This window comes from Legionella sp. PC997, from assembly GCF_014109825.1.
In the GTDB taxonomy this organism is placed as follows: Bacteria; Pseudomonadota; Gammaproteobacteria; order Legionellales; family Legionellaceae; genus Legionella.
Genome location: NZ_CP059576.1, coordinates 295,001 through 307,950 on the forward strand (window position 1 = coordinate 295,001; position 12,950 = coordinate 307,950).

A 12,950-nucleotide genomic window follows, 5' to 3' on the forward strand; every position below is an offset into this window, starting at 1 on the left:
GAGAAATCGAGTCTGAATAGGGCGCGAGTCGCTGGGAGTAGACCCGAAACCGGGCGATCTAGTCATGTGCAGGATGAAGGTTGGGTAACACCAACTGGAGGTCCGAACCGGGTAATGTTGAAAAATTATCGGATGACGTGTGACTAGGAGTGAAAGGCTAATCAAGCCCGGAGATAGCTGGTTCTCCCCGAAAGCTATTTAGGTAGCGCCTCGTGAATGATTACTGGGGGTAGAGCACTGTTTCGGCTAGGGGGCTGTCATGGCTTACCAAACCGATGCAAACTCCGAATACCGGATAATTGAATCACGGGAGACACACGGCGGGTGCTAACGTCCGTCGTGAAGAGGGAAACAACCCAGACCGCCAGCTAAGGTCCCAAAGTGCTAGTTAAGTGGGAAACGATGTGGGAAGGCATAGACAGCCAGGAGGTTGGCTTAGAAGCAGCCACCCTTTAAAGAAAGCGTAATAGCTCACTGGTCGAGTCGGCCTGCGCGGAAGATGTAACGGGGCTAAAACTAGTCACCGAAGCTGCGGATGTGCACTAAGTGCACGTGGTAGGGGAGCGTTCTGTAGGCTGATGAAGGTGGATTGAGAAGTCTGCTGGAGGTATCAGAAGTGCGAATGCTGACATGAGTAACGATAATGAGGGTGAAAAGCCCTCACGCCGGAAGTCCCAGGTTTCCTGCACGACGTTAATCGGAGCAGGGTGAGTCGGCCCCTAAGGCGAGGCTGAAAAGCGTAGTCGATGGGAACCAGGTTAATATTCCTGGACTTTTTATAAGTGGTGATGTGGGGACGAAGAAGGCTAGATGAGCCAGGCGTTGGTTGTCCTGGTATGTGCATGTAGGAGGGTAGACTAGGCAAATCCGGTTTACCATCAACTCTGAGATGCGACATGGTGCTGACACTTCGGTGTACAGCGAAGTCATTGATGCCCGGCTTCCAGGAAAAGCTGCTAGCCATAACTTATAGAAAACCGTACCGCAAACCGACACAGGTGGACAGGTAGAGAATACTAAGGCGCTTGAGAGAACTCGGGTGAAGGAACTAGGCAAAATGGTACCGTAACTTCGGGAGAAGGTACGCCCTTTTTGGTGATGAGATTTACTTTCAGAGCTGAAGAGGGCCGCAGAGACCAGGTGGCTGCGACTGTTTATTAAAAACACAGCACTCTGCAAATTCGTAAGAAGACGTATAGGGTGTGACGCCTGCCCGGTGCCGGAAGGTTAATTGATGGGGTTATCTTCGGAGAAGCTCTTGATCGAAGCCCCGGTAAACGGCGGCCGTAACTATAACGGTCCTAAGGTAGCGAAATTCCTTGTCGGGTAAGTTCCGACCTGCACGAATGGCGTAACGATGGCCACACTGTCTCCACCCGAGACTCAGTGAAATTGAAATCGCTGTGAAGATGCAGTGTACCCGCGGCTAGACGGAAAGACCCCGTGAACCTTTACTATAGTTTTGCACTGGACTTTGATGATAACTGTGTAGGATAGGTGGGAGGCTTTGAAGTGAGGACGCTAGTCCTCATGGAGCCGACCTTGAAATACCACCCTGTTGTTATTGAGGTTCTAACTTGGTCCCGTAATCCGGGATGAGGACAGTGTATGATGGGTAGTTTGACTGGGGCGGTCTCCTCCCAAAGAGTAACGGAGGAGCACAAAGGTACCCTCGGTACGGTCGGACATCGTACCAAGAGTGTAAAGGCATAAGGGTGCTTGACTGCGAGAGCGACGGCTCGAGCAGGTACGAAAGTAGGTCTTAGTGATCCGGTGGTTCTGTATGGAAGGGCCATCGCTCAACGGATAAAAGGTACTCCGGGGATAACAGGCTGATACCGCCCAAGAGTTCATATCGACGGCGGTGTTTGGCACCTCGATGTCGGCTCATCACATCCTGGGGCTGAAGCAGGTCCCAAGGGTATGGCTGTTCGCCATTTAAAGTGGTACGCGAGCTGGGTTTAGAACGTCGTGAGACAGTTCGGTCCCTATCTGCCGTGGGCGTAGGAAAATTGAGAGGAGCTGCTCCTAGTACGAGAGGACCGGAGTGGACGAACCTCTGGTGTACCGGTTGTCACGCCAGTGGCATTGCCGGGTAGCTAAGTTCGGACGGGATAACCGCTGAAAGCATCTAAGCGGGAAGCCTCCCTCAAGATGAGTTTTCCCTTGAAGCCCGTTGAAGACTACAACGTTGATAGGCAAGGTGTGGAAGCGCAGTAATGTGTGAAGCTAACTTGTACTAATTGGCTGATTGTCTTGACCATATAATCTGAGCTACTTCATTTCTTAGCTCCAGATACAAGTTTAAAGGTATCAAAGTGAGGTTTTTGACCTCACTTACAAAAAAATGTGCACCTCTTTATTTACCTAACGCATAATTCGGGTATAATAGCCCCCATTATGCAAAAACAGTTTTCCTGGCGACCATAGCGTCTTGGAACCACCTGATCCCATCTCGAACTCAGAAGTGAAACGAGACCGCGCCAATGATAGTGTGAGGTTTCCTCATGTGAAAGTAGGTCATCGCCAGGGTTTTATTCTTGAAAGCGGCTTTAAGCCGCTTTTTTTTTCTACAATGAAAATCTGCCATAAAATCCATGAATAGTGCTTGGAAGCTCTAAGTTCATTTCTCAACGAATGACTTGAACTTAGATTCATGTCTGAATTTTTTATTTAATTTCCTTCACTTACGCGCTTCCTCATGGGGTTTATAATTGATTTTTATTTAACTTTAGTTTAAGTTAATTTATTTAAGGATAGGTCGTAGTTTATGTTAGTCCAACGAATTTTGGATTTTATTGAAACTCTAGAAAAGGAAAGCACGCTCACTCCAAGTGATCAGAAGCTATGCGAATGCCTTGTAGATCATTTTTCTAAATGCAAGCCAACTGATACTTTAAGTCAGGATGATTTCCTTTTTCTTCTCGCCCGTTATAAAACTCGATGGGAAGCAATTATTGATGATGATGATTATATGCTTAATCCTTCAGCGATTAATCTACATTGGATTGATTTAGCTCGAGAACTGGGCCAAGTGTTACAAACTAATTATTTAAAAATATTGATACCGACTTTGACCAACGAAAAGGATTTAAATGATTTTTCGTCGCTTAATGAAACGGTAAATCTCTTTAATTTTTATCTCGGTTATGGCGATAATACTTTATATAGGAAGCTAAGCTTTTGCAAACACTTAGAAAAATGGAAATTTGAATTATCGACATACAGATCAGATAAAAGATTAAGCGTTGTTACAATAGATGAATTAGCGCGTCTAAAATTATGTAAGCAAACGGAAAGGGAAGTAAGCGTTGATTCGGAAATTTTCAAAAACTTTTGGGATCTAATGCGTAAAAAGGTTTTTGTTAATTTAAGAGCTCATGGTCGTATGCCCATAGCCTTGTTACCTCACTTAATGGAATTAGTTGAGCGATACTATTTTTTTCAAGCGCATAAAGGGGAATTTACAGAATTCAAAAAAGAGATCAAGAACTTTTTCCATCGTTTATATGAACATGAGCTCGTGGATGTGAACTTCTTGTATGGGTCAAAAATTAAATACAAGGAGAATGAAGAGTACTTATTGGATCTATTTATCGCACTTCATACTGCAAAGAATTTTTCTGATCTGGATTATGAAATAAAGACATTAAGTAAATGGTTATTTAACTATAGTCCTGATTTAAAAGCCACAAGTAAAGAATTAGAACCCGTTTACCAAGAATTATCTGAGGAGATCGAAGAATACCAAGTCCTCTTTGATAAAAAAGATGCTTTAATAAATTGTTGCAAACTTATTGTTTCGTTATTTACCACTCAATTTGAACTTTCTATCCTCTGCCCGCGTCAAACATCGAGTCTATGGGATAGAGAAAATGCGGTATTTCCCCAGGCTTATGCAATTCTTGGGGTGTTGTTGCCATTTGTTGCAGCAAATAAACCTAAAGCTTTAGAAGCAGCATATGAAGAGATCATCCGTGATATTATTAGTCCTACAAAAAAAGATACTGGCTGGTTTTCCTGCTTTACACGCCATACACAATCGATTAGATGGTTAGAGCTTGTGCAAAAATGTAAGTTAAATGAACTTGGAGTTTATTGGTTTGAACCAGAACGCTTGTTTAATGCATTATTGATTTTTAAAACAAATAATGAATCTGTAAAGACGCGGACTAATCAATTTTTAGATGACATAATTCAAACTTATGCGCAAGATGAAAATGAGCTCATGAAGCAATTCCGGGTTAATGTCTTATTCACTGAGTTCCTCAATGGACTGAGCGAACATCACCGTACCCATTTATTGAGATTAATTAAATTATGTGATCTGGACATAGCAAAATCTCGATTTCTTATTAACTGCAGTAAGCATATCAATAAGCAGATATCGATGTTATGTCAAGGTATAGAAAGTTCCTCAATATCCTTTTTTCCTATATCTCAAAAAGCGGATAAGATGGAATTTTTTAAGTTCTCTGAAGTAAAAGATGTTCAATCACTGATAATTGATTATAAAAATCAATTGTACCAGCTTACTCTTGATCCGAGGAAAATGGATATAATAAGCAATTATTTATTTAATATAAGCCAACCGATTTTAAGCATAGCACAAAAAGAAAGCGCTAAGAATTGTAGTCGACCTCTCGATTATATTGGTCAATATAGCTAATTTATTAATTGTCCGTTGCATAACCCTGTTTAGATACAAGACATTTGAGTGCGAACAGTGGCTCAGATAAAGTCAATGAATTGCATAATGAAAAACAAGATGGTTATGCAAAATCTATACGTCGCAAAGCATCTAAGAGAGTAAGGAACAAGATGGTATCCTACCAGAAGGCTTATTTTGTTCTTGGTATGAATGTTTAATAGCTCAGTAAGTTTTAGGTGTATTGACCACAAAGCCTGATGAAATTTTCATATCGTTTTTCTGAAATTAAACCCTCTTTCTTCGCCTTAATTATAGCGCAATGCGGCGTATCTTTATGGGTACAATTTCGAAATTTGCATTGTGATAAATAGGGTCTAAACTCGGGATAACAACGTGCGATCTCAGCGGCATCTATATGCCATAAACTAAACTCTCTCACTCCCGGTGAGTCGATTAAAGCACCGCCGCTAAGCAAGTGGTAGTATCGTGAGTTGCTGGTTGTATGTCTTCCTAATTCGGATAGTTCAGAAATTTCATTTATAGAAATGTTAGGTTCATGAGGCAAAATACTTGAAATAATTGAGGACTTACCTACTCCGGATTGGCCCACGAACACGTTGATTTGATGATTTAATATGTGTTTGAGTTGTTCCAAACCCTCAGTAGAGTTTTTATTTGTTAGCACAATAGGATAATTTAGTGGTCCATAATCCATGAATAATTGTTCTTTTAGAAGTTCACAGGGTAAATCAGTTTTATTTAATAGAATTACTGCCTTTAAGCCAAGTGTTTCTGCCATAACTAAATAGCTATCAAGTAACGCCCAGGATATTTCTGGTTTGGGTGCTATGACAATAATGAGTTGGGTAATATTGGCAGCAACGGGCTTTGCAAGTCCCGAGCTGGTTGGTTTTGCCAAGACAGTACTTCGAGGATAAAGGCTAACTACTACTCCTTGGTTAATTCCTTCTGATTGCCATATGACCTTATCTCCCGCAACCAAAGTCTCTAGATTTGGCCTAATTGAACAACGTATGTGATTGCCCTTTGCGTCTTCTAGTTCAACATGTTTGCTAAAGCGAGTAATAACTAAGCCATCATCCAGATCGTCATGATTTTTTTTGTGCTCATGATAATTTTGTTGAATCTTTTCAATACGGGCAGTTTGTTGTTTACTAATACGTCTTTTACTCATGGTCCTAATCTATAATATAATTATTAAAAATATTCTTAGCTCGACGAAAATTAAGGCTAAATAATCATACAGTATGAAGGTAAATTAAATTTAATGAAAGTCTACTTAGTGGGTGGGGCTATACGGGATGAATTAATGAATCTGCCAATAAAAGAACGTGATTGGGTTGTTGTTGGCTCTGAGCCACATGAGTTATTGGAAAAAGGATTCAGACAAGTTGGTCGAGATTTTCCTGTTTTTTTGCATCCTGAAACCCGTGAAGAATATGCTTTGGCGCGAACAGAACGAAAATCTGCGCCTGGATATTATGGTTTTTCCTGTAATTTCAGTAAAACAGTATCCTTAGAGGAAGATTTAGCACGCCGTGATTTAACAATTAATGCAATGGCACGAGATGAACAAGGACAGCTTATTGATCCCTACCATGGGTTGAAGGATTTAGAGGCAAAAATACTCCGTCATGTATCTCCCGCCTTCGCTGAAGATCCAGTACGGGTATTGCGTATTGCCCGTTTTGCAGCACGTTTTCATCATTTAGGTTTTAAATTGGCCGAGGAAACCCGTTCATTGATGTATACCATGGTTCAACGAGGTGAATTAGCTCATTTGGTCCCTGAACGTGTTTGGCAGGAATGGCAAAGAAGCTTAGGAGAAAAAAACCCAGAACAATTTTTAATTACTTTACGATCCTGTGATGCATTGCGGGTAATTTTACCTGAAATTGATCGGTTGTTTGGCATCCCTAATCCATATCGTTATCATCATGAAATAGATAGTGGGGTTCACACCTTATTGGTCTTGCAAGCGGCAGTAACTTTAACTGAAGATCCTGTGATTCGATTTGCCGCATTAGTGCATGATTTGGGTAAAGCGTTATCGCCTATGGACAATTGGCCAAGTCACCATGGCCATGAAGAGCGGGGAGTTAGCATTGTAGAAACTCTATGCTCTCGATTACGAATTCCTAATGACTATCGTTCCCTGGCTATTTTGGTTTCACGCGTTCATTTAAACATCCACCGCTTATTTGAATTGAAAGCGAGCACGATAGTAAAAATTTTGGAGCAGAGCGATGCATTTCGTCGTCCCCAACTCTTCTATAATATGCTAATTGCCTGTGAAGCAGATGCATCAGGTTGTGGTCGGGCTATTGAATATCGCCAAAGTAAATTATGGAGCTATTTGCTTTCTGAATGTGCTAAAGTGAATAGCCAAGCGATCATTGCTGAAGGGTATAAGGGTGAAGCAATTAAACACACCCTACATCAAAGACGAGTGGCTTGTGTAGAATTGATATTAAACTCCTGGAAAACAAATGAAAAATAATCAAAATTTAATTTGGATAGATTTGGAAATGACAGGACTTGAGCCTGAAAAAGATAGGATTATTGAAATTGCTACTGTGGTGACCGACCCCCATTTAAATATTATTGCTGAAGGTCCAGTTTTTGCAATTTCTCAAGCTAAAATGCTGCTCGATGGCATGGATTCCTGGAATACTCGGCAACATGGACAATCCGGTTTAGTTGATCGCGTTTTACAAAGTCAAATTAGCGAAGCACAAGCAGAGCAGTTAACCATCGAGTTTTTAAAGCAGTATCTAGATAAAGGTAAATCACCAATGTGTGGCAATAGTGTGTGTCAGGATAGGCGGTTTCTTTACAAATACATGCCAGATCTTGCTGCATTTTTTCATTATCGAAATTTGGATGTGAGTACACTAAAAGAATTAGCTATTCGTTGGCGACCTGAATTATTAAATGGAGTAGTTAAAGAATCAAAACACCTTGCCCTAGACGATATTAAAGACTCTATTGCGGAGTTAGTATATTATCGTCACCATTTTATAAACATGTTGGATGTAAAGAAATGATACAAAGAGAGCGACTGGAATTACCTAATGATGCAGACAAGTTATTGTTGCACTCATGTTGTGCACCTTGTTCAGGTGAGGTCATGGAAGCGCTTATTAGTTCGGAAATTAATTTTACTATCTTTTTTTATAATCCGAATATTCACCCTATTCAAGAATATGAAATTAGAAAAAACGAAAATATTAGTTTTGCAGAAAAGCACAATATCCCATTTATTGATGCGGATTATGATAAGGATAACTGGTTTGCTCGTGCGAAGGGTCTAGAATGGGAACCTGAGCGGGGTAAACGATGTACTATGTGCTTTGATATGCGTTTTGAGCGTACGGCATTATATGCTCACGAGCATGAGTTTCCCGTAATTAGCAGTTCTTTGGGAATATCACGCTGGAAGGATATGAATCAAATTAATGATTGCGGAATTCGTGCGGCAAGCAAATACCCTAACCTAGAATATTGGACTTATAATTGGCGAAAAAATGGAGGTTCAGAACGCATGTATGAAATTGCCAAGCGTGAAGAGTTTTATAAACAAGAATATTGTGGATGTGTATATTCGTTACGTGATACAAATGCATGGCGTAAGCAAAAAGAACGTAATCGAATAAAAATTGGCATTAACTATTATGCTGAAGAAAAAAAAGAAGATCAAAAAAACGAAGGAACATTATGAGCACGCATTCTCATGGTGGTTCACATCACCAACACAATCACGGAGCAAAGAATGCTCCCATGGCTTATGATAAAGCCTTTATTATTTCCATAGTTGCGAATGGCATCTTTGTACTGATTCAAATTATTTTTGCTTATTTATCAAATTCGACCAGTTTATTGGCTGATGCGTTTCACAACTTAGGCGACGTTTTAGGTTTGGTTTTAGCATGGATTGCTACCGTACTTATGAAACGCGCACCTACAATGAAAGCAACCTACGGCTTAAAAAAAATTTCCATACTCTCCGCATTGGCAAATGGAATCTTGCTCGTTTTTACATGCGGTATTATCGCCACGGATGCGGTCTATAAGTTGTTTTCACCGTCTGAGGTTCAAGCTTTCTCTGTCATGATTGTTGCAGGGATAGGTATTGTCATTAATTCTGCTACCGCCTTATTGTTTGCACGTGGCTCCGACGATTTGAATATTAGAGCCGCTTATTTACATTTATTCTATGATGCCTTAGTTTCCGTAGGTGTTGTTTTGTCAGCAGCCTTGCTGTATTGGACGGGTTGGCAATGGATAGATCCAGTGGTTGGTTTACTCATAGCATTAGTCATACTCAAAGGTACATGGGCTTTATTTGCAGGTAGTTTCAGATTAATTATTGATGGTGTTCCAGATAATATCTCTTGGACTACTGTAAGCGATTTTTTATTGAGCAAAGAAGGCGTGAAAGGATTTCATGATTTACATATTTGGGCAATGAGTACTCAAGAAAATGCCCTGTCAGTTCATTTGTATATGCCTGATAATGAACTTTCAGATGCATTAAGAGCAGAGTGGGTTGAGCAGTTACGTCAAGAATTTAATATTCAGCATGTTACTATTCAGGTGGAAAAGACCCAAACAGATTGTAATGATGCATGCCATCAACCTAAGTTTCTATAGTAAAAAATCGATTTGTGCGTTGATTGGGATGTTACTGAGTTAAATTTGCCTCCCAATCTCCAATACTTGATACAACTTCAATCCCATCAATTGATCAACAACCCCTATTATTGCGTTAACCTGCTAAACTATAAGACATATGACATCTCTTAAGTAGGAAAAAAAGAGAATGGATAAGTCTTATGAGAATAACGAAACATTCTCTGATCCATTATTAGATTGTTTAGTAATTTTAACTATGCTAAATCATCGCCCGTTGTCTGCAGATGTACTTCGTGCTGGATTACCGCTGGAAAATAATAAATTTACCCCCTCCTTATTTGTACGTGCAGCGGAACGAGTTGGATTTTCAGCACGCATAGTGAAACGATCCCTTCAGCATATTTCAAAATTAGTTTTACCGGTTGTGTTGCTTTTAAAAAATGATCAGGCATGCATCTTAAAAAATATTATTGATTCTGAAACAGTCGAACTCATTTTGTCGGATCATGGAGGAGGGGTTCAACAAAAATCATTCGATGATTTGGAGGAAAGTTATATTGGACAAGCTATCTTTATTGCTCCCGTTTTTAAATATGAAACTCGAGCTGAAGCAGCACCAACAGAAAATATAGATAAGCTTTCCTGGTTCTGGAGTACCTTATCCCGTTATCGCTATATTTACATGCAAGTTGTTGTTGCGGCATTCATAGTCAATATTTTCAATCTGGTTATGCCCTTATTTATAATGAATGTATATAACCGAGTCATTCCTAACAATGCCTATGTCACTTTATGGGTACTCGTTGTTGGGGTTTTGATGATTAATTTTTTTGATTTTATATTAAGACTATTACGTGGTTATTTAATTGACGTGAGTGGAAAAAAGGCGGATGTGGTGATGGCAAGCACTTTATTCCAACAAGCAATAAGCATTCGCTTAATGAACAAACCCAACTCGGTCGGTGCTTTTGTAAATAATCTGCGAGAGTTTGAAGTGCTTCGCGATTTTTTTACTTCCGCAACACTAACTACAATTATTGATTTACCCTTTGTGGTTTTGTTTTTTGTACTTATCGCGTATTTAGGCAGCTGGCTTGTACTGATTCCCCTTATTATAGTGCCGCTTATCTTACTCGCTGCCTATATAATTGAGAAACCTATGCGTGAAGCGGTATTAAAATCCTTGCAAGGAGCCATGCAAAAACATGCATTATTAGTGGAAACAGTAACGGCTATTGAAACAGTTAAATCGTTAAATGCTGAAGGACAAATGCAAAAAAAATGGGAACAATATGTGGGTACGACCGCCCGAGATTCACTAAAAATGCGCTATTTCTCAAATTTGATAATCACTATTACCAATTATGGTCAAGGGTTTATTACGGTAGGTATGATTGCCTTGGGTGTCTATATGATTGAGGAAGGAAGCATGACATTAGGTGGCTTAATCGCCACAAATATTTTGGCGGGAAGAATTTTAGCTCCTCTTTCTTCATTGGCGGGAATTTTAACCCGGTTGCAGCAAGCCAGGTTATCCTTGGAAAATCTGAATCACTTAATGTCATTGCCTGTTGAGCGTCCAGAAAATAAACGTTTTTTACACCTGCCTAAAATAGAAGGAACCATAGAATTCGATAAAGTTAGTTTTCAATATCCTGGTCAACAGATCCTAGCCCTTGATCACGTTTCTTTTAAAATAAAGGCGGGGGAACGGGTAGCCATAATTGGCCGTATTGGTTCGGGTAAAAGTACAATTCAACGCTTAATTCTAGGTTTATATCAACCGAAAGAAGGAAATATTTATATAGATGGGATTAACATTGAACAACTAGATCCTGTTGATTTAAGAAAGAACATGGGCTTTGTCCCCCAAGATAGCATGCTATTCTATGGAACAGTCCGAGACAATATTTCTATGGGAATGCCTTGGGCTGATGATGCAGCAATTATCAATGCAGGTTATCTTGGTGGTGTAGACCGATTCGTTAATCACCATCCAGAAGGATTTGATATGATGGTAGGCGAGAGAGGGGAAGGCTTATCTGGAGGACAGCGTCAATCTATTGCCCTGGCGCGTGGGCTACTATCTAATCCCCCGATCTGGTTATTTGATGAGCCTACCAGTGCCATGGATATGGCCACAGAACAAGAAACGATTCAGCGCTTATTAACTCTTAAAGAAAGTAAAACCATTATCTTAGTAACCCATAAAGTATCATTATTTCCTTTAGTTGACCGTCTTATCATGATGGATAATGGCCATATTATTTTAGATGGGCCTAAAAATGAGGTGATTGAAGTTCTACAAAAGGCACAGGCACTGGAGAAACAAAAACAAACCCAACCGTTTTCATCTTCAATACCCAATCAGGAAGGTAAATAAACATGGCTTTGAAGAAAAAGAGGAAAGAGAAAAAATTTTTTTCAGAAGATGAAGATTTTATTGCTGACTCTAAAGCAGCGTTGTTATCGAAAACAACAATGGTTGCGAACAGTATTCTTTTTATTGTCTTAATGCTTATTATCTTGGGAATAATTTGGTCTTATTTTGGAATGATAGACGATGTTGTTATTGGTGAGGGAAAAGTTGTTCCTTCATCAGAAGTTAAAATTATCCAAAGCTTGGATGGTGGAATTATTAATAAGATTTTGGTTCAAGAAGGGGAAATAGTTCGTCCCAACCAAATTCTAGTAACTCTTGATGATACTCGGTACAAGGCAGATTATAAAAATGGTTATCATCGATATCTTGCTCTTTCGGCCACAGTCGCCAGGCTAACGGCACAAGCTTATGGTAAACCAAGTGTTCAGTTTTCTGCTGAGTTGAAAGAAAATGCTCCTGATCTCGTAGATAGAGAAAATTATTTATTTAAAACCCAACTCGATTCACTTCATTCAGAATTAGAGAATTTAAAACAATATTTAGATCTGGCGAAAGAGCACACTAAAATGTATGAGAAATTAACAATCAAAGGGTATGCATCTAAAGCTGAATATATTCGCACTCAAGAAATTATTGCAGAAATTCAACAAAAAATATTAGAGAAAAAAAACCAATATCAAAATACTGCATGGACTCAGCTTAACCAGCAAAAAGCAGAGTTAATGAGTTTGACTGATTCATTAGCTTCTTTAAAAGATAAAATGGTGCGTACTCAACTAAGATCCCTCGTTTATGGTGTAGTTAAAAAAATCAATATTAAAACGGAGGGAGGAGTTGTTAGTCCAGGTGAAGATATTTTGGAAATTGTTCCTTTGTCAGATAAGTTACTTGTTGAAGCAAAAGTAACGCCGAAAGATATCGCTTTTATTCATACGGGACAAAAGGTATCAGTTAAGATCACAGCATATGATTATACGGTCTATGGCAGTTTAAATGGAGTGGTTACTTATATCAGCGCGGATGCAATTGAAGAACCAAGCACTAAATTCTCTGCAACACCATCAATAACTTACTATATGATACGTGTACAAACCGATAAAAATTATTTAGGAAACGATAAACATAAATTACCCATAATTCCTGGTATGACCGCCAATGTTTTTATTAAAACGGGGAAAAAAAGTGTTTTGGATTATATTCTTAAACCCATATTTAAGGCCAAAGAGGAATCGTTCAGGGAAAGATAAAGATTATTACCTT

The 12,950-nt window shown here is 39.5% G+C and carries 8 protein-coding genes and 2 rRNA genes (1 of these 10 cut by a window edge); 9 read left to right on the forward strand and 1 reads right to left on the reverse strand.

The window, feature by feature from the left end:
* The 3 genes from HBNCFIEN_RS01325 to HBNCFIEN_RS01335 all read left to right on the forward strand — a co-directional run.
* Positions 1-2,264, forward strand: a 23S ribosomal RNA gene (locus tag HBNCFIEN_RS01325) (it extends 633 nt beyond the left edge of the window).
* A 152-nt stretch (positions 2,265-2,416) separates the two neighbouring features.
* Positions 2,417-2,532 (forward strand): 5S ribosomal RNA (rrf, locus tag HBNCFIEN_RS01330).
* A 238-nt stretch (positions 2,533-2,770) separates the two neighbouring features.
* Positions 2,771-4,669, forward strand: a complete 1,899-nt coding sequence (locus HBNCFIEN_RS01335; protein WP_182392362.1) for a hypothetical protein — start codon at positions 2,771-2,773, stop codon at positions 4,667-4,669.
* A 214-nt stretch (positions 4,670-4,883) separates the two neighbouring features.
* Here HBNCFIEN_RS01335 and rsgA read toward each other — a convergent pair whose 3' ends face one another.
* Positions 4,884-5,846 carry a small ribosomal subunit biogenesis GTPase RsgA gene (rsgA, locus tag HBNCFIEN_RS01340; protein WP_182392363.1) on the reverse strand — a complete coding sequence of 321 codons (963 nt, stop codon included), beginning with the start codon at positions 5,844-5,846 and terminating at the stop codon, positions 4,884-4,886.
* Positions 5,847-5,939: 93 nt separating this feature from the next.
* On the opposite strand from rsgA, the gene HBNCFIEN_RS01345 reads away from it, so the two are divergent.
* The 6 genes from HBNCFIEN_RS01345 (at position 5,940) to HBNCFIEN_RS01370 (ending at position 12,937) form a co-directional block, all read left to right on the forward strand.
* Positions 5,940-7,172: a multifunctional CCA addition/repair protein gene (locus HBNCFIEN_RS01345; protein WP_182392364.1), complete on the forward strand. Its 1,233-nt coding sequence runs from the start codon at positions 5,940-5,942 to the stop codon at positions 7,170-7,172.
* Positions 7,162-7,719: an oligoribonuclease gene (orn, locus tag HBNCFIEN_RS01350; RefSeq protein WP_182392365.1), complete on the forward strand. Its 558-nt coding sequence runs from the start codon at positions 7,162-7,164 to the stop codon at positions 7,717-7,719. The genes HBNCFIEN_RS01345 and orn overlap by 11 nt, the downstream gene beginning before the upstream one ends.
* Complete coding sequence (locus tag HBNCFIEN_RS01355) at positions 7,716-8,393, forward strand: epoxyqueuosine reductase QueH (protein ID WP_182392366.1); 678 nt, start codon at positions 7,716-7,718, stop codon at positions 8,391-8,393. Before orn ends, HBNCFIEN_RS01355 begins: the two co-directional genes overlap by 4 nt.
* Complete coding sequence (locus HBNCFIEN_RS01360; protein WP_182392367.1) at positions 8,390-9,325, forward strand: cation diffusion facilitator family transporter; 936 nt, start codon at positions 8,390-8,392, stop codon at positions 9,323-9,325. The genes HBNCFIEN_RS01355 and HBNCFIEN_RS01360 overlap by 4 nt, the downstream gene beginning before the upstream one ends.
* 169 nt (positions 9,326-9,494) lie before the next feature.
* Positions 9,495-11,690 carry a type I secretion system permease/ATPase gene (locus tag HBNCFIEN_RS01365; RefSeq protein WP_182392368.1) on the forward strand — a complete coding sequence of 732 codons (2,196 nt, stop codon included), beginning with the start codon at positions 9,495-9,497 and terminating at the stop codon, positions 11,688-11,690.
* A gap of 2 nt (positions 11,691-11,692) precedes the next feature.
* Positions 11,693-12,937, forward strand: a complete 1,245-nt coding sequence (locus HBNCFIEN_RS01370) for an HlyD family type I secretion periplasmic adaptor subunit (RefSeq protein WP_182392369.1) — start codon at positions 11,693-11,695, stop codon at positions 12,935-12,937.
* Positions 12,938-12,950: the final 13 nt, after the last annotated feature.